Annotated in this window: 21 protein-coding genes; 7 read left to right on the top strand and 14 right to left on the bottom strand. The window is 68.3% G+C overall.

Annotated features, from left to right (window positions below):
* Position 1: 1 nt before the first annotated feature.
* Genes GAA2_RS20120 through GAA2_RS20130 form a run of 3 tightly spaced genes read right to left on the bottom strand, consistent with a single transcriptional unit; the run spans position 2 to position 2822 of the window.
* The gene (locus GAA2_RS20120) at positions 2–808 is read right to left on the bottom strand and encodes a CoA transferase subunit A (RefSeq protein ID WP_159405803.1); all 807 of its coding nucleotides are present in this window, start codon (positions 806–808) and stop codon (positions 2–4) included.
* On the bottom strand, positions 805–1590 hold the full coding sequence (gene pcaD / locus GAA2_RS20125; RefSeq protein WP_159405802.1) for a 3-oxoadipate enol-lactonase: 786 nt from the start codon (positions 1588–1590) through the stop codon (positions 805–807). The genes GAA2_RS20120 and pcaD overlap by 4 nt, the downstream gene beginning before the upstream one ends.
* On the bottom strand, positions 1587–2822 hold the full coding sequence (locus tag GAA2_RS20130; RefSeq protein WP_159405801.1) for an acetyl-CoA C-acetyltransferase: 1236 nt from the start codon (positions 2820–2822) through the stop codon (positions 1587–1589). The genes pcaD and GAA2_RS20130 overlap by 4 nt, the downstream gene beginning before the upstream one ends.
* Positions 2823–2912: 90 nt before the next feature.
* Between GAA2_RS20130 and GAA2_RS20135 the strand changes: the two genes are divergently transcribed.
* The gene (locus GAA2_RS20135) at positions 2913–3803 is read left to right on the top strand and encodes a LysR substrate-binding domain-containing protein (RefSeq protein WP_159405800.1); all 891 of its coding nucleotides are present in this window, start codon (positions 2913–2915) and stop codon (positions 3801–3803) included.
* 407 nt (positions 3804–4210) lie between these two features.
* Here the strand turns inward: GAA2_RS20135 and GAA2_RS20140 are convergent, their stop codons facing one another.
* Positions 4211–4987, bottom strand: a complete 777-nt coding sequence (locus GAA2_RS20140) for an enoyl-CoA hydratase (protein ID WP_006438037.1) — start codon at positions 4985–4987, stop codon at positions 4211–4213.
* A 43-nt stretch (positions 4988–5030) separates the two neighbouring features.
* Positions 5031–6104, bottom strand: coding sequence for an enoyl-CoA hydratase/isomerase family protein (locus tag GAA2_RS20145; protein ID WP_024499688.1), 1074 nt, complete (start codon positions 6102–6104; stop codon positions 5031–5033).
* A gap of 106 nt (positions 6105–6210) precedes the next feature.
* Between GAA2_RS20145 and GAA2_RS20150 the strand changes: the two genes are divergently transcribed.
* Entirely contained in the window at positions 6211–7092 is an 882-nt protein-coding gene (locus GAA2_RS20150; RefSeq protein ID WP_024499687.1) for a siderophore-interacting protein, read from the top strand.
* Positions 7093–7123: 31 nt separating this feature from the next.
* Here GAA2_RS20150 and GAA2_RS20155 read toward each other — a convergent pair whose 3' ends face one another.
* Positions 7124–7675 carry a MarR family winged helix-turn-helix transcriptional regulator gene (locus GAA2_RS20155; RefSeq protein WP_024499686.1) on the bottom strand — a complete coding sequence of 184 codons (552 nt, stop codon included), beginning with the start codon at positions 7673–7675 and terminating at the stop codon, positions 7124–7126.
* 71 nt (positions 7676–7746) lie between these two features.
* Between GAA2_RS20155 and GAA2_RS20160 the strand changes: the two genes are divergently transcribed.
* Positions 7747–9168 (top strand): FUSC family protein, encoded by a 1422-nt coding sequence (locus GAA2_RS20160; protein ID WP_159405799.1) that lies wholly within the window; start codon positions 7747–7749, stop codon positions 9166–9168.
* A 22-nt stretch (positions 9169–9190) separates the two neighbouring features.
* Here GAA2_RS20160 and GAA2_RS20165 read toward each other — a convergent pair whose 3' ends face one another.
* Positions 9191–10063, bottom strand: a complete 873-nt coding sequence (locus GAA2_RS20165) for an SDR family oxidoreductase (protein ID WP_024499684.1) — start codon at positions 10061–10063, stop codon at positions 9191–9193.
* Entirely contained in the window at positions 10060–10563 is a 504-nt protein-coding gene (locus GAA2_RS20170) for a MarR family winged helix-turn-helix transcriptional regulator (RefSeq protein ID WP_024499683.1), read from the bottom strand. The genes GAA2_RS20165 and GAA2_RS20170 overlap by 4 nt, the downstream gene beginning before the upstream one ends.
* 95 nt (positions 10564–10658) lie before the next feature.
* Here GAA2_RS20170 and GAA2_RS20175 point away from each other — a divergent pair, with 95 nt between their 5' ends.
* Positions 10659–12122, top strand: a complete 1464-nt coding sequence (locus tag GAA2_RS20175; RefSeq protein ID WP_159405798.1) for an MFS transporter — start codon at positions 10659–10661, stop codon at positions 12120–12122.
* 63 nt (positions 12123–12185) lie between these two features.
* On the opposite strand, the gene GAA2_RS20180 is transcribed toward GAA2_RS20175, so the two are convergent.
* Both GAA2_RS20180 and GAA2_RS20185 read right to left on the bottom strand, forming a co-directional pair.
* On the bottom strand, positions 12186–12929 hold the full coding sequence (locus tag GAA2_RS20180) for a GntR family transcriptional regulator (protein WP_159405797.1): 744 nt from the start codon (positions 12927–12929) through the stop codon (positions 12186–12188).
* Between the two features lie 46 nt (positions 12930–12975).
* The gene (locus tag GAA2_RS20185; protein ID WP_024499680.1) at positions 12976–14127 is read right to left on the bottom strand and encodes an acyl-CoA dehydrogenase family protein; all 1152 of its coding nucleotides are present in this window, start codon (positions 14125–14127) and stop codon (positions 12976–12978) included.
* Positions 14128–14300: 173 nt separating this feature from the next.
* Between GAA2_RS20185 and GAA2_RS20190 the strand changes: the two genes are divergently transcribed.
* The 3 genes from GAA2_RS20190 to GAA2_RS20200 are packed head-to-tail and all read left to right on the top strand — an operon-like array spanning position 14301 to position 17326.
* On the top strand, positions 14301–15143 hold the full coding sequence (locus tag GAA2_RS20190; protein ID WP_236577704.1) for an HpcH/HpaI aldolase/citrate lyase family protein: 843 nt from the start codon (positions 14301–14303) through the stop codon (positions 15141–15143).
* On the top strand, positions 15136–16155 hold the full coding sequence (locus GAA2_RS20195) for a MaoC family dehydratase (protein WP_159405796.1): 1020 nt from the start codon (positions 15136–15138) through the stop codon (positions 16153–16155). Before GAA2_RS20190 ends, GAA2_RS20195 begins: the two co-directional genes overlap by 8 nt.
* A gap of 31 nt (positions 16156–16186) precedes the next feature.
* Positions 16187–17326, top strand: a complete 1140-nt coding sequence (locus GAA2_RS20200) for a CoA transferase (protein ID WP_024499677.1) — start codon at positions 16187–16189, stop codon at positions 17324–17326.
* Between the two features lie 61 nt (positions 17327–17387).
* On the opposite strand, the gene GAA2_RS20205 is transcribed toward GAA2_RS20200, so the two are convergent.
* From GAA2_RS20205 to GAA2_RS20220, 4 genes are all read right to left on the bottom strand, one after another.
* Positions 17388–18317 carry a phytanoyl-CoA dioxygenase family protein gene (locus GAA2_RS20205; protein WP_096274698.1) on the bottom strand — a complete coding sequence of 310 codons (930 nt, stop codon included), beginning with the start codon at positions 18315–18317 and terminating at the stop codon, positions 17388–17390.
* A gap of 246 nt (positions 18318–18563) precedes the next feature.
* A complete protein-coding gene (locus GAA2_RS20210) occupies positions 18564–19352 on the bottom strand; it encodes an acyl-CoA thioesterase domain-containing protein (RefSeq protein ID WP_159405795.1) in 789 nt (262 codons plus the stop codon).
* Positions 19353–19365: 13 nt separating this feature from the next.
* Entirely contained in the window at positions 19366–20943 is a 1578-nt protein-coding gene (locus GAA2_RS20215; RefSeq protein WP_332108854.1) for an FAD-dependent oxidoreductase, read from the bottom strand.
* The gene (locus GAA2_RS20220; protein ID WP_024499673.1) at positions 20840–21703 is read right to left on the bottom strand and encodes an SDR family oxidoreductase; all 864 of its coding nucleotides are present in this window, start codon (positions 21701–21703) and stop codon (positions 20840–20842) included. The genes GAA2_RS20215 and GAA2_RS20220 overlap by 104 nt, the downstream gene beginning before the upstream one ends.
* Positions 21704–21715 lie beyond the last annotated feature (12 nt).

Raw genomic sequence — 21715 nt, forward strand, 5'->3', positions numbered from 1 at the left:
CTCAGTGCGCCGCGACGGGACGCTCGCGGACGGTGCGCTTCTCGATGCCCTTGCGAGCGGCCTGCTCGGGGGTCAGCTCGACGATCCGCTTCACGAAGATCCCAGGCAGATGGATCTCGTCGGGACCGAGCTCGCCGACGTCGACGACCCGTTCCGCCTCGACGATGGTGATCCGCCCCGACATCGCCGCGGGCGGGTTGAAGTTGCGTGCGGCCGCGTGGAATCGGCAGTTTCCGGCGGTGTCGACGACCGCCGCGCGGATCAGGGCGTAGTCGGTGACGATGGCTTCTTCGAGGACCATGTCCACCCCGTTGAAGGTGCGGACCTCCTTGGGCGGGGACGCTTCGGCCACCGAACCGTCGGGGTTGTACCGCCACGGCAGACCACCCTCCGCGACGAGGGTGCCCACGCCGGTCGGGGTGAAGAACGCCCCGATTCCGCTGCCGCCGGCGCGCATGCGCTCGGCCAGAGTGCCCTGCGGGGTGAGTTCCACGGTGACCTCGCCCGCGAGGAACTGGCGGCCGAATTCCTTGTTCTCGCCGATGTAGGAGGCGATCACCTTGTCGATCCGGCGGGCCTCGAGCAGCAGACCGAGGCCGGCGCCGTCGACACCGCAGTTGTTGGAGACGATCGTCAGGTTCTTCGCACCCTGCTCGAGGAGGGCGTCGATCAGGAACCCGGGGATGCCGGCCAGGCCGAAACCGCCGACTGCGAGGCTCGCGCCGTCGGGGATGTCGGCGACCGCATCCGCCGGCGACGCGGCCAGTTTGCTCACCGCACCGGTGGCGGCGGTCTCGTCGATGGTCATGGCTGCTCCAGGTGTTCGATCAGTGCGGGGTTGATGATGTCGGGCTGCTGAGCGTTGGCCAGGTGCGCCGAGTCCGGCACCACGAGCAGACGGCCCTGCTGCACGTTGTCGGCGATCTCCTCGAGTTTCGCCGGTGGGGTGGCCGGGTCGTCGGCGCCGGCGATGGCGAGCGTCGGCGCGACGATGGACGGCAGGTCGTCCCGCAGATCCATGGCCGCGATCACCTCGCAGCACGCGGCGTACCCCTCGGCCGGGGTCGCGGCCACCATGTCCTCGTGATACTTCCTCGACGCCTCGTATGTGCTCCGGTACTCCTCGGTGAACCAGCGCTGCACGACGGCTTCGGCAACTGCCCCGGTGCCTTGTGCCCGGACCGTCGCGGCCCGGTCGAGCCAGGCCTGGGCCGGGGGGAGTTGCGCGCCGGTGCAGAGGACGGCGAGACGCCGTACCCGTTCGGGATTGCGTGCGGCGACCCGCATCATGGTCATTCCGCCGAGCGAGAGGCCGACGAGATGTGCCTGCGTTATCTCGAATCGATCGAGGAGGGCGATCACGTCGTCGGCCAGATCGTCGATCGTGTACGGCCCCTGGGGAACCGGGGATTCGCCGTGCCCGCGGGTGTCGTACCGGACGACGCGGAAGCGGTCCTCGAGTGCGGCCAGCTGCGCGTCCCACATCCGGTGCGTCGAACCCAGCGAGTTCGACAGGATCACCGCGGGGCCGTCCTCGCGACCGGTGACGACGGCGTGCACCTCGACCGCGCCGGTCTCGCGCCCGCTCATCGGGTCGCCTCGAAGATCGCGGCGAGTCCCTGGCCGCCGCCGATGCACATGGTCTCCAGGACGTGGCGCGCCTCACGACGGCGCGCCTCATGGGCGGCGGTGGCCAGGATTCGCGCACCGGTGGCACCGATCGGATGCCCCAGGGAGATGCCGGAACCGTTGGGGTTCAGGCGTTCATCGCTCGCGTCGATCTTCCACTCGTCCAGGCAGGCGAGGACCTGCGCGGCAAAGGCCTCGTTGAGTTCGATCAGGTCGATGTCGTCGAGGGTCAGCCCGGCCCGTGCGAGCACGACGGCGGTCGCACTGACCGGACCGAGACCCATGGTCTCCGGCGCGCACCCGGTGACCGCCCAGGAGCGCAGTGCGAGAAGGGGGTCCAGACCGCTGCGTCGTGCGTGTGCACGCGTGGTCACGACACACATCGCCGCGCCGTCGTTCTGGCCGGAGGCATTACCGGCGGTGACCGTGGACTCCGCGTCGACCTTGAGCCGGATGGGACGCAGCTTCGCGAGCGAGTCCGCGGTGGCGTCGGCGCGCGGATGCTCATCCCGGTCGACGACCGTGGCGGGTTTCCCGCGGCGTCCGGGAATCGCGACCGGGACGAGTTCGTCGGCGAAGCGGCCTTCCTCATGGGCGGCGACGGCACGGTGGTGCGACCGTGCGGCGTACTCGTCCTGGTCGGCACGGGAGATGCCGTACTTCGCGCGGAGGTTCTCGGCGGTCTCGATCATCCCGCCGGGGACGGGGTGGGATTCCCCACCGGCGGTGAGACGACCGCGGTCGAGCCGGTCCATCAACTCGACGCCGCCCTGCTTGATCCCCGAGCGGAGTCCGAGTGCGTAGTGTTCGACCGTCGACATCGATTCGGCGCCGCCGGCGACCACGAGTCGCGCTCCGCCGGTCGCCACCGAGGACGCGGCGGTGAGGACGGCCTGCAGACCCGATCCGCACCGGCGGTCGACCTGCATGCCCGGGACGCCGACACCGAGCCCGGCATCGAGAGCGGCGATCCGGCCGATCGCCGGCGACTCCCCGCTCGCGTAACCCTGCCCGAGGATCACGTCGTCGATGTCTCCCTCACCCAGCCCGGTGCGCGCGGTCAGTTCCCGCAGCAGATCGGTCGCCAATCGGGTCACCGGCACGGTGGACAGCGCTCCGCCCATGCGGCCGACGGGCGTACGCAGGGGCGAACAGATCACGATGTCGGTGTCCGAGGTGCCAGAGGATGCCATGCCACCAGCGTAAGGACCTGCAGCGATATGGAGAAGTATCCATTTGTCGAGTTTTGATATCTCACACATATCAATCGGTAGAGTGGGTGCATGGAACTACGCCACCTGCGGTACTTCCGCGCGGTCGCCGAGGAACTGCACTTCGGCCGTGCGGCCCAACGGCTCCACATCGCCCAGCCGCCGCTGTCCCAGCAGATCCGGCAACTCGAGGACGAACTCGGGGTCCCCCTGCTGGTCCGGTCGACGCGCCGCGTCGAGCTGACCGCCGCGGGTGAGGACTATCTGCGTCAGGTCGAGGCGATCCTCGACTCCGTGGATGCCGCGGCCCGTCGCGCACAGCGCATCGCCGACGGCCGGCAGGGCAATCTGGCGATCGGCTGCGTGGGGTCGGCGACCTACTCACTGCTGCCCCGCTTCGTGCGCGCGCTGCGCGACGAGTTGCCCGACGTGGACGTGAGCGTCCGCGGCGAGATGCTGGCACCCGAACAGATCGGCGCGCTGGCGTCGGGCGACATCGACCTGGCGTTGCTGCGCATGCCCGTGGAGACACACGGTCTCATCGTCGAATCGATCCGGAAGGACCGGCTGATCGTCGCACTCCCCGCCGACCATCCGCTCGCCGACACCCCCGAGGAGCAGTTCGTGGAACTCGCCGCACTCCGCGGCGAGGACTTCATCTCCCATGTGGGCGGTGGTCGGTCGGTGATCGCCGGGGTCCTGGCCGCCGCGTCGGACCGCGCGGGCTTCGTGCCGCGTGTGCGCCACGAGGTCGAGGAGACGTCGACGCTCGTGACGCTGGTCGCGGCCGGACTCGGCGTCGCGATCGTGCCAGAGCCGACCTCGGCTCTCGGCGTGGCCGGCGTCGTCTACCGACCGCTGGCCGCACCGATCGACCACGTCGACCTGACGGCCGCATACGCCGCGGCCCGCCGAACCCCGCTCATCGAGCGGGCGGTGGCGGTGCTGCGTACCCTCTCCTGAACGCCGCACCTAGCCGCTGCCGAGCGAGCCAGCGCAGCGCAACCCCCGCTCCCTGAGGAGTGAGCTTGCGAGCGTCCGCCCCGTGCTCCCTGAGGAGCGAGTTTGCGAGCGTCCGCCCCGTGCTCCCTGAGGAGCGAGCTTGCGAGCGTCCGCCCCGTGCTCCCTGAGGAGCGAGCTTGCGAGCGTCCGCCCCGTGCTCCCTGAGGAGCGAGCTTGCGAGCGTCCGCCCCGTGCTCCCTGAGGAGCGAGCTTGCGAGCGCAACCCCCGCTCCCTGAGGAGCGAGCTTGCGAGCGTCTCGAAGGGCCTGGCGAGAATCTCTCACCATGCCCTTCGAGGCTCGTCGCTATCGCTCCTCGCACCTCAGGGAGCGAGAGATCGGTTGCGACGCAGCGATGTTCGCGAACTATCAGCGGTGCGTGAAGTTCGGGTCCCGCTTCTCGACGAAGGCGGCCATGCCCTCGGTCTGATCGTCCGTGGCGAAGGTCGAGTAGAACAGGACCCGCTCTGCGTGGACACCCTCGGCCAGGCTCGACTCGAAGGCGCGGTTGACCGCGTCCTTGGCGAGCGCGGAGGCGATGAGCGACTTGGAGGCGATGACCTCGGCCACCTCGATCGCGGTGGCCAGGGCGTCCTCCTTGGGCACGACACGCGAGACCAGGCCCGCACGCTCGGCCTCGTCGACCTTCATCTGACGACCGGTCAGGACCATGTCCATCGCCTTGGCCTTGCCGACGGCGCGGGTCAGGCGCTGCGAGCCGCCGATGCCGGGGATGACACCGAGGTTGATCTCCGGCTGACCGAAGACGGCGTTGTCGCCGGCGATGATGGTGTCGCACAGCATCGCGAGCTCACAGCCGCCGCCGAGCGCGTAGCCGGTGACCGCGGCGATGATCGGGGTGCGCGCACGCGCCAGCTCGTCCCAGGCGCCGAAGAACTGCTCGTTGACGACGTCGGCGTAGGTCTTGGAGGACATCTCCTTGATGTCGGCGCCGGCAGCGAAGGCCTTCTCCGAGCCGGTGATCACGATGGCACCGATGCCCTGGTCGACGTCGAGTTCCTTCACGACGCCGACGACTTCGTTCATGAGCTCGGAGTTGAGGGCGTTGAGCGCCTTCGGGCGGTTGAGGGTGATGATGCCGACGCGGCCGCGGCGTTCGACGAGGATGGTCTGGTATTCGGTCACGTGATTCCTTCTTCCGGTTGTGGTGGTCGGTCAGGCAGTGACGTCAGGCAGGGAACGTCAGGTCGTGCGGCAGCGGCGCGAAGAACGCGTCGACGCCCGCCTCCGAGAATTCTGCCCAACTCGGGTTGCGGTCCTTGTCGATGACCTGTGCGCGGATGCCCTCGGCCATGTCGGGATGCAGGAGGCACCGGAGGGATACGCGGTATTCGCGCACCAATGTGTCCTCCAGGGTCGCGTCGGCCGCGGCCTCGCGCAGCGAGCGCAGCGTGACCGCGAGTGCGGTGGGGCTCTTGGCCGCGATGGTGTCGGCAGTCTTGGCCGCCGCCTCGGTGCCGACTGCGCGGCAACGGTCGATGATCTCCGAGATCGTTTCGGCAGCAAAGGCTTCGGCGATCCAGTCACGCTGCGCGGCGAGCTCCGACGCGGGAGCGTCGGTGGCGTACTGCTCGATCGCCGCGTCGACCCCGGAGGTCCCGATGGCCTCGATGAACGCGGGCAGCGAGTCCGAGGGGACGAAGTGGTCGGCGAGACCCATGGCCAGCGCGTCGGCGCCGCGGAGGTGAGCCGCGGTGAGGCCGGCGTAGAGGCCGAGCCCGTCGGGAACACGCGAGAGCAGGTGTGTGCCACCGACATCGGGGACGAATCCGATGCCGACCTCGGGCATGGCGAGGCGGGTGCGGTCGGTCACGATGCGGATGTTGCCGTGTGCGGAGACGCCGACGCCGCCGCCCATGACGATGCCGTCCATGATCGCGACGTAGCTCTTCGGGTAGCGGGAGATCGCGGCGTTGAGCCGGTACTCGTCGAACCAGAACTTCGCCGACGGCGAGTTCTCCGCGTCGACATCGGTCGAGTCCGGGTTCCCGCTGAGAGCGGAGGCGTCGCGATGGATCGCGACGATGTCGCCACCCGCACACAGGCCGCGCTCGCCGGCACCGTAGAGAACGACGGCCTCGACGGCGTCGTCACCGGACCAGGCGTCGAGGCGTTCCGCGATCTCGGTGACCATCTCGTGGTCGATCGCGTTGATCGACTTCGGACGGTTGAGGATCAGCGACCGCGCCGACCCGTTCTCCTCCGTCAGGACAGACGGGACCAGCACTGATTGTTCCGACACGACCGAAACTCCTCTCCACACCGACAGGCCTCCACAGATGGTTGCATATCCTAGTAACAGAGGCCAGACCCCGGGTGCCCCTCCATTACGAGGTTAGGGTGGCCTCATGGGCTACTCGAGAGCACGCGTCCGCGGGGTCGACGACCTGACGCCCAACCTGCGCCGCCTGACGTTCGACGTCGATGACCTGACCGGCCTGGGACTGCCCGGCGTCGCCGACGAGGCGGTGGGCATCTACTTCCCCTTCGAGTCGCACCGCTCGACCCCGGACATGGAGTGCCGGGACGGGACCTGGGCCTACTACGACACCGACCCCGCGCCGGCCGGGCGCAACTACTCGATCCGCGCAGCCGACCCCACGGCCGGCACCGTCGTCGTCGATTTCGTCATCCACGCCGCGGGACCGGCGACCACGTGGGCCCAGCGGGCCGAGCCGGGTCATGAGGTGGTTCTGACGCACGCGCGTAGTTGGTTCACGCCACCGGCCGGTACGAGCCGACTCGTCCTGGCCGCCGACCTCGCCGGACTCCCCGCCCTCGCCCGGATTCTCGAGGAACTCTCGTCGACCGTCGGCGTGACGGTGGTGGTCGAGGTGCCGGCGCCGACCGACCTCGCCTACCTACCCGAGCGGGAGGTCGAGACGATCACGCTGGTCGGCGGCAATGGACGGACGCCGAGCCGGCTCGCGCAGACGGTCGCCGAACTCGACCTTCCGGCACCAACTGACACCTCCGCGTACTGCTGGTTCGCCGGCGAGGCCGCCGAGTCACGTTCCGTCCGTAAGCATCTGCGCAGCGAGCTGCGATGGGGCCGTGATTCCTACGACGTGATCGGCTACTGGCGAGCGGACAGCGAACGCTGGACCCGACGCTATACCGAGCGCAGCACCGAACTGTTCGCGGTGTACCGGCAGGCGCTCGCCGACGGCAAGACCGAGAAAGAGGCGTCCGAGGAGTTCGACGAGGCGCTCGAGCGCGTCGGCCTGTAACCGACGATCCGGACCGCGCAACCGGCACTGCTCAGGTCCGGTCTGCCCGAGTTCGGGGACCGCGCTCCACGTTGCGGGTGATCCGCCGCAACAGCTCGATGAGGGTTTCGATCTCCTCGTCGTCGAGGCCGTCGAGCATCTGCCGTTCCGACTCGAGACGACGCGGGAACTGCTCTTCCACCAGCTCCCGTCCTTCGGGGGTGAGTGACAGCAGGACCACCCGCCCGTCACGTTCGAGCCGCTCGCGTTCGACCAAACCCATCTTGACCAGGCGCTCCACGTTCTTCGTCGTCGACGCCCCGGAGATCCCGGTGACCGAGGTGACCTCGCTGGCGCGCAACGGGTGATCGGCGCGCGCGATCGCACTCAGGACGTCGTATTCGACGCGGGTGACCCCACGCGGGTCGAGTTCGCGCTCGAAACGCGCCAGCGCGAGGGCACTGATCCGCGTGATGCGACCGATGACGTCGATGGGCCTGCCGTCGACCTCGGGATACCGGGCCTCCCACTCCGTGCGGGCCCGGTCGACGGCGTCCGGGAGGACTTGGTCACCGGGTCCGGATGCAGCGGAAGGAGTTGGCACGTGACACATCGTACTCGATCATTTCCAACTGTTTTATAGATATTTTACTTGAGAACTATTATGGTGGTCGAATGCCGTCCACCTTCAGCGGCACCACCCGCCGCAGTCGCCTGCAGCACTCGAGGAGGGCGCTCGCCCATTCGGTGTCGCCGTCGGCGTGGCGCGCGACGCTCGAGTTCCGGCGGGCGGACCCGACGTTCGCGATCGGCTTCCGCGTCGGCCTCGCCGGTGCCATCGCGCTCGTCGTCGGAGGACTCGTCGGCCATACCGAGGTCGCGGGCTTCGCCGCTCTGGGGACCCTGTCGTCGGCCTATCTCCGTTACGAGCCGTATCCGCGCATGGCGGGCAGGCTCGCCGGGGTGGCGTCGCTGATAGTCGCCTACACCACCCTGGGTGCCCTCCTGGGCGTGCTGGGCGTGTCGATCTGGGCGCAGATCCTGCTCGTCTCCGGGGGCGCCGGACTCGCCTTCTGGTTGTGCGCGGCGTTCCGCATCACCGGACCGGGCCCGGCCATCATGATCTTCGCCGCCGCCGGCGCCGCCGGATTTGCCCACACCGCAGCCGACGCCGTGACGGCCACGTTCGCGGCGGCATTCGGCGGGCTCGTGGGCTGGGTCGTGGCCATGGCGCCCGCACTGTCCCATCCGCACGGCCCGTCGCGGGTGGCCGTCGCCCGGGCACTCGCCGCCGTGTCGGGGATCGAGCACTACGGTCCGGGCTCGGTGGCCGCGGCTCGAGCGTCGATCGGGCAGGCACGCGAGGTGATCGCCCGGACCCCGGCACGACGCGTCGACGCCCATGTCGCCGAATTGATCTCATTCCTCGACGCCGCGGAGTCGGTGCTCGACAGCGGTTCTCACGACTCCCTGACCGCTCGGCGCGAGGACTTCTCCCACCTCGAAGCGGAACTGCGCAAGGTGCGGCCGAACCTCACTCCCCCGCGCGAGCGCACCGACGTGACCATGCCCGGAACCGCGCCGAAGAACACTCTGCGCGAATCACTCCGGGGATTGTCCGACCGGGAGATCGGAGTGAACGTCGCCCGGGTGACCACCGCGTCCCTGCTGGCCGGTGGGCTCGCCACCGCGGCCGGTCTCACCCACCCGCTTTGGGCGTCGATCGGTGCGCTCGCCGCGCTGCAGGGAGTCAACTATCGACACACGGTTCAGCGAGCCATCCAGCGCCTCGTCGGCAATGTCGGTGGCGCGGTACTCGCGGCGATCATCATCGCCGCCGGACTCGGATACTGGCCGCTCGTCGTGGTGATCGTCGTATGCCAGGGTGCCGCCGAGATGGTCGTGACCCGCAATTACGCCCTCGCCTCGGTTCCCATCACGGCAATGGCGTTGCTGGTCACCAGCATCGGCAACCCGGTGGGTGCCGACATCGGCGCGACCCGGGTGTTCGACACCCTCCTGGGCGTGATGATCGGTGTCGTGGTCGCGGCCGTCACGATCCGCCTCGACGACCGGCACCACCTCGACACCACGTGATGCTCCCCGGACAACTGCGGGTCTAGTACCGTGCGACCTGCCCGTCCTTGGGTGCGCGGTACATCTTCCACACCAGCTTCGGAATCCCGCGTACCGGCAGCGGCTTCGGCCAGTCCCGCGTGCGCATCAGAGCCTCGGTCCCGCCGTCGACGGTGATGACGGCGCCGGCCATGAAGTCGGCGGCCGGCGACAGCATGATCATCACCCACGCGGCGAGCTGCTCCGGGGTTCCATACTCGCGCACCGGAACCGGAAAGGACTTCACGCTCTTGGCCTGCGGGCTGTCGAGCTGGGATCGCAGCAGGGGCGTCATCACCGGGCCGGGCGCGATCACGTTGATCCGGATGCCCTCCCCGGCCCACTCCGGCTTGGTGCCCTGCCAGCGTGACCACTGGGTGACCGCGATCTTCGATGCCGCGTACGCGACCGGCGCGGTGACGCCGCGGCGTCGCAGGATCTGCCGGGTCGCCCCGGCGGTGTCGCCGTTGATGAGCCGCCGGATGGCACCGCGCGGCACCAGCGGTGTCACGGTCGTCGAATTGGAGCCGAAGACAACCACTTTCGCCTTGTCCGCAGCAGCGAGGGCCGGGCGCCAGGCAGTCAGCAGATCGGTGACGCCGAGGACGTTGACCTCGGTGATCATCCGCTCACGCCCCTTGCTCGGCCCCATCCCGGCGGCGAGGACCGCCCCGTCGAGCGTGCCGCCGGCCTTGGCGAGGACCTCCTCGGCGGCCTTCTGCCGACCGTGCGCGGTCGACAGGTCGGCGACGACGTCGGCATCGCGCAGATCGACGCCGATCACCGTGTGCCCTTCCGCGCGTAGGGATTCGGCCACAGCCGCGCCCATCCCCGACGCCGACCCGGTCACCGCGTACGTGCCGCCTCCAGTGGTCATACCATCCCTCTCTTGAATCTCTGATCGCTCTTGCTGTCACGCTGGCCGGCGCCGTGCCGGTCCTGCGTCCGTTCATAGGCGTCGTTGAACGCCCGCAACTCGTGGAGCAACGCCTCCGGGCTGCCCGGTGCGAGATCGGCGAAGACCTGCTCGAGTCGCTCGGCACGAAGCAATCCGTCCCGGCGGAAGGCCTCGCGTCCCGCATCGGTGGGACGGATCAGCTTGGAGAGCGAGTCCTCGACCTCGAAACGCTCGAGGTAACCGTGTTTGATCGCGGCATTGACCTGCCGGTTGACGGTCGACTGCTCGAGTTCGAGTTCTTCGGTCAGCTGGCGAAGCGTGCGCGGCCGACCGTCGGACAGAACCCACAGGATGGCGAAGGCGGACTTCTCCAGCCCGACCGACGGCGGGAGCAGCCCCTTGCGCCGGGACATACGCAGCAACTCGGCCACCAGGTCTCGGTGTACCGGCGATTGCCACGGCTCGTGGTCCTCGGACATTGCTCCTCCATCGCATCGACCAGGACAAATCTACTGTCCGGTTTGCCTATGTACGTTACATATGTATGCTGCATACCTCGAAGGAGGTCTCGCATATGAGCGAAACACAAGGCCAGTTACCCCAGGAGGGAACCGAACAGGCCCCCGCCGGCGCCGTCGGCAGCGTCGTGGCGCTCTGCTTCGGCGGACTCGTCGCGTCACTGATGCAGACCTTGATCATCCCGATCCAGCCGGATCTTCCGCGTCTGCTCGGAACCTCGATCGGCAATGCGTCGTGGATCATCACCGCCACCCTGCTCGCCGCGGCGGTCGCCATGCCCATCGCCGGTCGCCTCGGCGACATGTTCGGCAAGCAGCGCGTCCTACTCGCCAGCGCCGTCCTGCTGACCCTCGGATCGCTGCTGTGCGCAGTGGGCGATTCCCTCGTTCCGCTGATCATCGGTCGTGGCGTGCAGGGCCTCGCGATGGGTTTCATTCCGGTGGGCATGAGCTTGATCCGCGAGATCACCCCGCCTCACATCACGTCGATGGCCGTCGCCGCGATGAGTGCGACGCTCGGCGTCGGCGGTGCGATCGGTCTGCCTCTGTCGGCGTGGATCGTCGAGACGTGGGACTGGCATGCCCTGTTCTACGTCGCGACCGGCCTCGGTGTGCTCATCATCGCCGCGGTCCTGCTCCTCGTCCCGCGGGTCAACAACTCCGCCGGCGGCCGCCTCGACATCCCCGGTGCCGTCGGTTTGGCCATCGGCCTCTCGGCCTTCCTGATCGCGGTGTCGAAGGCCAATGACTGGGGCTGGACCTCGGGCAAGACCCTCGGCCTGGGCCTCGGCGGCATCGCCGTCCTCGTCGTCTGGGGAATCTTCGAGCTCCGCCAGAAGGAGCCCCTGGTCGATCTTCGGACGACGGCCCGGCCGGCCGTGCTGCTGACGAACATCGCCGCGGCCGCCATCGGTTTCGGCATGATGGCGCAGTCGATCATCCTGCCGATGCTGCTGCGGCTGCCCGAGGCGACCGGTTACGGCCTGGGCCAGTCGATTTTGGCTGCGGGTCTGTGGATGGCGCCCGGCGGTCTGATGATGATGTTCTTCGCACCGCTGTCGGGCCTGCTGATCAACAAGATCGGCGCGAAGTACACCCTCGCCATCGGCGCCGGCATCCTCGGCTGCGGCTACCTCTTCGCCTTCTTCCTCATGGACGCGGCGTGGAAGCTGATGCTGGCCTCGATCATCTGTGCCATCGGCGTGGGCGTCGGATACGCCGCCATGCCGACCCTGATCATGGGTTCGGTGCCGGCCACCGAAGCCGGCGCCGCGGTCGGACTGAACGGCCTGATGCGCTCGCTGGGCACCACCGTCGCCTCCGCCGTCATGGCCCTCATCCTGGCCAGCGCGACCATCTCGCTGGGCGGCACCGAGGTCCCCGACGAGTCGACGTTCACCTGGTGCTTCCTGATCGCGGCCGCCGCCGCCTTCGTCGGCGTGGCGATCACCCTGCTCATCCCCTCCAAGGGAAGAACATCGGGCATCGTCGAGGAGCAACCGGTACGCGCCCGTCACTGACCCTCCCCGAGATGCCAAGCGGCCCGGTGGTCCTCGTGATCACCGGGCCGCTTCGCGTCTGCTTCACAGGCCGCTACGTCGCAGCGTCACGCGGTACGTGTAGTGCTCGGGCAGGAAGTAGCTGATCGCGAGTTCGACGGCCCGCCCGCGTGAATCGGTGTAGAGCCGGTCGACGCGCAACACGGCGTGACCCACCGGACAGCCGAGCCGCCTTGCGGTCTCGGCATCGGCGGTGGTGGCCGTGATCGATTGCGCGCATTCCTCGATCGGATACTGCAGGTGCGGTTCGAGCAGACCGATCATCGTGTGCTCGCTCGTCGCACCTGTCTTCACCTCGGGCGCACCGATCACGAGCCGAGCCACCGACTCCGGCCATGACACGGTCGTGACCACGAACGGCACCCCGTCGTGGAATCGCTGGAACACGATCCGGTAGACGACGTCGGTGTCGAGCCGCAGGCGTCCGGCAGCCTCGAGATCGACTCGGCGCGAGGGTGATTCGAGGACCTGCATCTCGGTGTCGGTCGAGAGGTTCATCAGGTCGTCGATCGAGCCCAGTTGCCGCAGGTACTGACCGGCGTTCTCGGTCGCGAAGGTCCCACGGCCGGGTACGCGATACACCGAGCCCTCGGTGACCAGCTCGAGAAAGGCGCGGCGTACCGTCTGCCTGCTCAGGCCGTACTCCTGTGACAGTTCGGACTCGGTGGGGAGCCGTACACCCCCCTTGTAGCGGCCTTGGGCGATGTGCGATCGCAGTTCGGCGGCCAGCACCTTGTACGCCGGCTCGGACTGCCCGACCTCGCTCATCCCACTCCCCTGTTCGAGTACGGCTGCTCCTGACGAGTCGACGCCGTCAGATACCGCCCCGTGCCACGAGCTGCGCGGCGATCACGTTGCGCTGGATCTCGTTGGTGCCCTCACCGACGATCATCAGCGGTGCGTCGCGGAAGTACCGTTCGACGTCGAACTCGGTGGAGTAACCGTAGCCGCCGTGGATGCGGACGGCATTGAGGGCGATCTCCATCGCGACCTCGGAGGCGTAGAGCTTGGCCATGCCGGCTTCCATGTCGCACCGCTCGCCCCGGTCGTACTGCTCGGCGGCGTGCCAGGTGAGCTGCCGGGCCGCGGTCAGCTTGGTCGCCATGTCGGCCAGGTAGTTGCCGATCGACTGGTGCTTCCAGATGGGCTGCCCGAAGGACTCGCGCTGCTGCGCATAGGCCAGCGAGTCCTCGAGTGCTGCGGTCGCGACACCCAGTGCGCGACAGGCAACCTGGATGCGGCCGGTTTCCAGCCCCTTCATCATCTGGCCGAAGCCCTTGCCGGGTACGGCGCCGAGGATCGCCGACTTCGGTGCGCGGTACCCGTCGAAGGAGAGCTCGCAGCTCTCGACTCCCTTGTAACCGAGCTTGGGCAGGTCGCGCGAGACGGTCAGTCCGGGACCGTGTTCGACGAGGACGATCGAGATGCCCCTGTGCCGCGGCTGTGCGGCCGGGTCGGTCTTGCACAGCAGGGCGATCAGCCCGGAGCGTCGGGCATTGCTGATCCAGGTCTTCGCCCCGCTGATGACCAGCTCGTCGCCGTCTTCCTTGGCCACGGTCGACATCGCCTGCAGGTCGGAACCACCGCCCGGCTCGGTCAGCGCCATGGTTGCGCGCATCTCGCCGGTGGCCATCCGCGGCAGGTAGTTCTGCTTCTGCTCCTCGGTGCCGAACAGGGTCAGCAGCTTGGCGACGACGGTGTGACCGCCCATCGCGCCGGCCAGGCTCATCCAGCCGCGTGCGAGTTCCTGGGTGACCTGCGCGTAGCAGGGCATCGAGACCGGCGAGCCGCCGTACTCCTCGGGCACGGCCAGACCGTATATGCCGATCTGCTTCATCTGCTCGATCCACTTCTCGGGATATTCGTTGGCGTGCTCGACCTCCTGCACGGTCGGCTTGACCTCGCGGTCGATGAACGACCGGACGGTCTCGACGAGAAAGGATTCTTCCGCTGACAGCGTGCTCATGAAGGGGCTCACCTGTGTTCTTCGAGGAGGGCTGATTTGTACGGCCATTTTGTCGATAGGCCGTACCTATGTCAACCTTCCCATCGGACATCGAGGTCTGATAGAACCGTGAAGGCACGACTTTGGCCGCACATTTGAACCCGACATCCGGGTTGACACGATCACTGGGAGCAATGGTGCAGAGAAGACGAGGCGTCCTGGTGGCGCCGGCCTCCGACGACCGCAAGGCACGCAAGGCGCTGGCCTCCATCGCCGACGAGGTGGTCCTCGACCTCGAGGACGCGGTCACCCCGGCCAACAAGGACTCGGCGCGCACCGCCGCCGCCGAACTCGTCGCCGAGTTCGGGGCTGATCGCGCTGTCTCCCTGCGCATCAACGCCATCGACACCCCGTGGGCATCGGACGATCTGGCCGCCTGCGCCCAGATGCCGAACCTGACGTCGGTGGTGCTCCCCAAGGCCGACACCCCCGGTGATCTCCAGGAGGCCGACAAGCAGCTCGGCGATTCCGCCGTTCGTCTCCAGGCACTGCTCGAGACCCCTCGTGGGATTCGCGACGCCGGAACGATCTGCGCGGCCACCGACCGTCTCGACGCCGTTCTGATCGGTTATGCCGATCTCGGCGCGTCGCTCGGCCGGGCGTCAGGACTGCCGATGCGGACCTGGCACGTCGTACAGGACTCGGTCCTGCTCGCCGCACGCGCCGCCGGGGTGGACGTGATCGACGGCCCCCACCTCACCATCGCCGACGACGACGCGTTCCGTGACGCCAAGCGCTGGGTCCGCGACCTCGGCTTCGACGGCACCTGGGTGATCCACCCGGCCCAATTGGCAAGTGCGATCCAGATATTCACTCCGGACGCGGATGCCATCGAGGACGCGCGACGCGTACTCGAGGCACTGGAGAAAGCAGCCGCCGCAGGCGCCGGTGCCGCCGAGCTCGACGGCCGGATGCTCGACGAGGCCCTCGCCGTCTCCGCGCGCCGAGTCCTCGCGAAGGGAGCGGTCGATGAGTGAGCCGATCGCGGTCGGCGGGCCGTACTTCGACGAACTGACCCACGGGCAGGTGTTCGACGACGCACCGTCGCTGACGCTGACCTCCGGGCTCGCCGCGTCGCATCAGACGATCCTGGGTGACCGGCTACGCCTGTCCCTGGATGCACATCTGGCGGGCCGCGTGCTGGGCGAGGGCACGCTCGCTCATCCCGGCCTGGTGACCGACGTCGCGATCGGACAGTCGACACTGGCCACCCACCACGTGAAGGCCAACCTCTTCTACCGTGGGCTGCGTTTCCTCAGCTATCCGAAGATCGGCGACACCCTCACCACCGTGACCGAGGTGGTCGGGCTGCGGGAGAACAAGTCCAAGCCCGGTCGCGCCCCGACCGGTCTGGCCGCCCTGCACATGGTCACCACCGACCAGAACGGCGCCACGGTTCTCGACTTCTACCGCTGCGCGATGCTGCCGCTGTCCCCGGCCCCCGACCCGGGACGCACCGTGCACGCCGACGACCTGAGCGCCATCGGCCCCGGCGCGGATGCCGAACCGGCACTGCCCGACTGGGACCTGACCACCTACCGGTCATCGGTCCGCGGGCAACATTTCTCCCCCGAGCTGGCCGGACGCGTCTACCGCTCGAGCGCCGACGTGGTCTCCAGCGCACCGGAACTCGCGCGTCTGTCGCTGAACATCGCCGCCACCCACCACGACGAGCGAGTGGCCGGCAAGGCGGCCGGCGGACGGCTCGTCTACGGCGGACACACCATTGGACTCGCTCTGTCGCAAGCAAATCGGGCCCTGCCGAACCTCGTCACCGTGGTGGCGTGGGACTCGTGCGACCACACCGGGCCCGTCCGCGAGGGCGACACGCTCAGCTCGGAGATCCACGTCGAGGACGCCACCCCGCTCGACGGCGGGGGTGGAATCCTGCGCCTCCGATCGAAGGTCGTCGCCCACGGCGACCGTGACGACCAAGCAGGGGAGGACCGCGACGTCCTCGACTGGCGCTACCACGTCCTGATGGCCTGACCCGAACACCCTTTCTCGGAGGATCTTTCGCATGAGCACCACACCCCGCCCGCTGGAGGGCCTGCGCATCGTGGAGGTGTCGAGCTTCGTCGCGTCACCGTTGTGCGGTCTGACGCTGTCCCAGCTCGGCGCCGAGGTGATCCGCGTCGACCCCCTCGGCGGCGCCGCCGACACCAACCGGTGGCCGGTCACCGCCGACGGCAACTCCATCTACTGGACCGGCCTCAACCGCGGCAAGAAGTCGGTGACCGCGAACTTCCGGGAACCCGAGGGCCAGAAGCTGATCCAGGATCTCGTCACCGAGAGCGGGCCCGGTGGCGGCATCCTCGTCACCAACGCCGGCGGTCGTGCATGGATGAGTCACGAGACCCTGTCCGCGAAGCGCTCCGACGTCATCACCCTAGAACTGCTCGGACGCACGGACGGGACACCCGGTGTCGACTACACCGTCAATGCGGCACTGGGTTTCCCGGCGATCACCGGCCCAACCGACTACGCCGGTGTGGTCAACCACGCCCTGCCCGCGTGGGACGTGGCCTGTGGTCTGTACGCCGCCCTCGCGATCACCGCGGCGGTACGACGCCGCGACCAGACCGGTGCCGGCGCTCAGATCACGTTGCCGCTGGAGGACACCGCCCTGGCGATCGCGGGAACGCTCGGTTACCTCACCGAGCCGCAACTCGGCGGCGGTAGCCGGCCCGCGACCGGCAACGACGTCTACGGCACGTACGGAACGGATTTCGTCGCCTCCGACGGTGGCCGCTTCATGCTCGTCGCCCTCACCCCGCGCCACTTCCGGGACCTGGTCGCGATGACCGAGACCGGGGATGCGGTGGCAGCGGTCGAGAAGGCGCTCGGTGCGGACTTCACCGCGGAAGCAGACCGCTACACCCACCGCGGAATCCTCACCCCGCTGTTCGCCGCGTGGTTCGCCCGCCACTCCACCGCCGAGGTGGAGGCCGCCCTGGCGAAGAGTTCGGTGCTGTCGGAGCGCTACCGCACCTTCGACGAGGTGGTGGAATCCGGCGTTCTACAGAAGAATCCGCTGTTCACGGAACTGGACCAGCCGGGTATCGGCAGATACCTCGCGGGCGGTCTCCCGGCCCGGTTCGACGGTGAGCACTACTTCACCGGCCCCGCCCCGGAGTTGGGATCCTCGACAGGCTTCTGACTCCCCAACAGAGTGCGGGATCAGTGCCGCCTTCCGGCACTGATCCCGCACTCTGTTCAGGTCACCTGTGCGCCAGGTGATCCGGACGAGGTGCCGTACCGTCGAACGGTTCCTGTAGGGCATTCGACTTCGCGTTGAACACGACGAAGAGGTTGCTCCGCGGGTACGGGGTGATGTTGCCGGCCGAAGCGTGCAGGCAGTTGGAGTCGAAGTAGAGCGCCGAACCCGCGGGGCCGGTGATCGTGTCGATCCCGAGTTCGTCGGCGAGGGTCGCGACATCCTCCTCGTCCGGCGTGCCGAAGGGCGGACGGTACGAGGTCAGCGATTCCCGGTGGTAGCCATCGGGTGTCGCGCCGACGCAGCTGACGAACCGACGGTGCGAGCCGGGGATGATCATCAGCGGCCCGTTGGTGGACAGGTTCGGGGTGAGTGCCAGCGACACGCTGAGTGCTCGCGGTGCGGGCATCCCGTCCTCGGCGTGCCAGGTCTCGAAGTCGGAGTGCCAGTAGAACGGTCCACCGGCGAAGCCCGGCTTCAGGTTGATCCGGCTCTGGTGGATTGTGACCTCGTCGTCCAGGATCTGTTCGGCGACACCGCGGATCGAGTCGCGGTCGCAGATCTCGGCGATGATGTCGCTGAGGCGGTGCACCGCGAACAGCGAACGCACGTCGCCGTTCGAGGACTCACGGATGACCCGGTCGTCCTCCCCGAGTCGGTCGGTGATGTCGGACACCTCACGGAGACACGCGTCGATGTCGGCGGCCGACAGGACCTTGTTCTCGGTGTGGTACCCGCGGTCGGCATAGTGGCGCAGCTCGGGCGCCGACAGCGGCCCCGGGTTCCCCATGCTGCCCCACACGGTGTTGTGGGGTCGCGGTTCGATCTGGCTGCGGTGGGCGAGACGGGTCCGGTACACGTCGACGCCTCGGGTCAGGCTCTCGGTTCGGGCATTGCGGATATCGATGTTCTGGCTTGCTGTTTGAGTTACCACGATCGATTCGATCCTTTCCCTCATCCGGCAGGCCGCTCGGGACAGGGCATTCCGGCGGCAGGCAAGGTGATTGTGTTGTGCGCGAATCCGTCTCACGGGAACGGACCGCGAAAGATACGGCCGCACGAGGCACGCGATGATCTGCACGCACCTGACAGGGCCGTATGTGTGCAGCCTGCCAGGGAAATGCGGCCCCCCGCAACCATGCTGGTATGCCGGTTGCGAAGGCCGTGCATCGTCGCGATCTCAGATGTGTTGCAGGACCACGGTTGCGATCGACGACGGTTTGCCCGACGAATTCGCCGATATGACGCGCACCACGGACAGGCTTCGGCCACGGTGCAGGGTCTCCGACGTGAAGGTCGTGGTGTCGGCGGCGTTGCACGGGCGGACATAGCTGATGTCGATGCTGGTGGTGCGCAACTGCCCGTCCGCCTCGACCGACGACATCGCCGCGAGTTCGGAGGCGCAGATCAGGATTCCGCCGTGCACGCTGCCCATCCCGTTGGCCGAGAGGAAGGTCGGGGGCATGGTCAGAACGCCGGGCGCGGTGGGGACCAGGCCGAGCTGGTCGCGAACCGGGCTGGCCGGCGCGTCGAGCACGTCGGCAGTCGCATGTGCACCCGGTGAGGTCGGGGCGTCGATGAGGTGGGACCGCTGGACGATCGTCGCGATCGTGCGACCGGAGGGATCCGAGATCCTTCCGGTGGTCATCGCGCCCCGCTCGTCGCGGGCGACGAGTTCGCCGGTGACGTCGAGGACCGTCCCGTCGAGCGGCGGGTCGGCGACGAAGTCCATCCGGATCCCGAGGGACACCGGCCAGCGTCCCTCGGGGCTACCCGCGTCCACGACATATCCCGTCACGTCGTCACAGACGACGGCCAGCGCCGCCCGGGTGACGCCGGCGGCGGGATCGGCGAGCCACGGCCCGGTCTCGATGCGGGCCTCACCGCGTTCGGCGGACATCGAGAGTCCCCTGATCCGCAGCATGACCTCGGGTCCGCCGAGGTAGAAGTCAGACGAAGTCGTCGGCATGGAACGAACTTACTCAGCGTCGGGAATCGGCGTACTCCAGGATCACGTCGACGGCCCGCGCCGCGCTCTGGCAGGCGCCCTCCATCGTGGTGGTCCAGTCTGTCCTGGTCCAGTCGCCGGCGAGGGCCAGACCGTCGACGGTGGTGCGCTGGTCCGGCCGGATTCCCGCGGTACCGGGACGCTGGGCGAACGTCGATTTCGGCATCCGGACCACGTGACTGTGGATGACCTGCGCGTCCGCGGCCTGCGGGTAGTACCTGCGCAGCATGTCCATCTGGATGTCGGTGATCTCGGCGTTGGTCTTGCCGATCAGGTCATACGACGCCGACACCGTCGTCGAGTAGAACCAGTTGTCCTTCGGTTCCCGTCCGTGCATGCGCTGACGGTCCCAGACCTGTTCCAGCACTCCCTCACCGCCGTGGAGGATCTCACCCCAGTCGGTCATCCCGATCGACCGGTCGAGGTAGAGGTTGACGCTCACGATCGGGACGGGCGTGAGGTTGTCGACGGCCTCGTAGATCCGTTCGTGTCCCGGGACCTGGTCGAGCAGCCCCTTGACGCTCCACACGGGTACCGCGCAGATGACCGCATCCGCCGCGACCTTCTCCCCGTCGGCGAGTGTCACCCCGGTGACGGTGCCGTCAGCAACGTCGATCGTCGAGACCACGGCGCGATGCCGGACGTCGACGCCGGCGTCGGCGAAGCGTTTCTCCGCGCCCGCGATGAACAGGGTGTCGAGGTCGACGGTCGGGAATCCGATGGAGACCGGGGTGCGGGTCGCGAGAGCGCGCCGCGCACCTGTGACGAGCAGATCGGCGGGCACCTTCGCCGACGAGATCTCGGTCTTGTCGCCGGTCAGGCCGATGACGATGCCATCCCACAGTGCGTCGCGTGCCGACTGTGGCATGCCGATGCGGCGGAACCACTCGTCGGCGGTCACCTCGTCGAGCCACTCGGGCTGGCGGAACGCGTGCCGGATCAGCCGTGCCTGGGCGATCGCGGTCCGCACGCGGTCCACACCGGTCACCCCGGGGAGGTCGCCGATCGCGGCACGCAGTCCGGTCACGCCGCCGAACGCCGACTTGCGGGTGGCGCCGCCGGGCATCCGGAACGTCATGTGTCCCGGGAACTCGACGTGTTCGCGGGTCCCGACGCTCTCGAGGTACCGCATGAGGTGTTCGTATCCGCTGGCGAAGACGTGTTGCCCGTTGTCGGGGACGTCGTCCACCGCGGCCAGCGGCATCGAGATGGTGCGGCCACCGAGCGAACCGCGCCGCTCCAGGAGCGTGACCCGCTGCCCGGCCTCCGCGAGCCACACCGCCGACGCCAGACCGGCGAGTCCCCCACCCACGACAACGCAATGCATGCGCCACAGCGTATCGGCCAGCGGTGACCGATGTGAGATGGTTCGACCGTTGCGTCTCAGTTCGTCATCCTGACGTTCCTGGCAGCACGCGGTCACTGCGCTACCGGCGGGCGAGCACCGGTCAGCCCGGCAACGTCTCACCACCGATCGGGGCGAGCACCTCGCCGGTGTAGTAGGACGACAGCTGCTCGGCCGCGAAGAACACATAGGACGGCGCGATCTCATCGGGTTGGGCGGCTCGGCCCATCGGCGCCTGCGTCCCGAAGTCCTTCACGGCCTCGGCCGGCATCGTCGCCGGGATCAGCGGGGTCCACACCGGTCCGGGCGCGACGCAGTTGACGCGGATCTTCCTCTCCAGCAACGACTGTGCGAGCGAATAGGTCAACGCCAGGACCGCGCCCTTGGTCGCCGAGTAGTCGATGAGACTGTCGTTGCCGCGCAATCCGTTGATCGACGAGGTGTTGATGATCGCGCCACCACCGGTGAGGTGGGGCACGGCGGCGCGGGTGGTGTGGAAGAAACTGTGGATGTTCACGTCGAACGTCCGGTACCACTGTTCGGGGTCCACCTCGAGGAAGTCGTCGACGACCTCCTGGTAGGCGACGTTGTTCACCAGGATGTTCAGCCCGCCGAGCTCGGCGACGGTGCGTTCGACGACGTCGGCGCAGTGGGCCGGGTCACCCAGGTCGCCGCGGTAGGCGCGCGCCTTGCGACCCTCGGCCTCGATCAGCGCGACGGTGTGGCGCGCGTCCTCGTCCTCGTCGAGGTACGCGATCGCGACGTCGGCCCCTTCCTTGGCGAAGGCGATCGCGGTGGCCCGGCCGATACCCGAGTCGCCGCCGGTGATCAGCGCCTTCTTGCCGGCCAGCAGGTCGCGGCCGCGGTACTCGCGCATCTCGTCGCGCGGACGGTCCGGCATGTCCCCGGTCTCGCCCGGGTAGGGAATCGTTTTCGCTTCGTGTGGGGAGTTGCCCTGATCGGTCATCGTCGTCGGTTG

Origin of the sequence: Gordonia ajococcus (assembly GCF_012974285.1) — a bacterium.
GTDB lineage: Bacteria > Actinomycetota > Actinomycetes > Mycobacteriales > Mycobacteriaceae > Gordonia > Gordonia amicalis.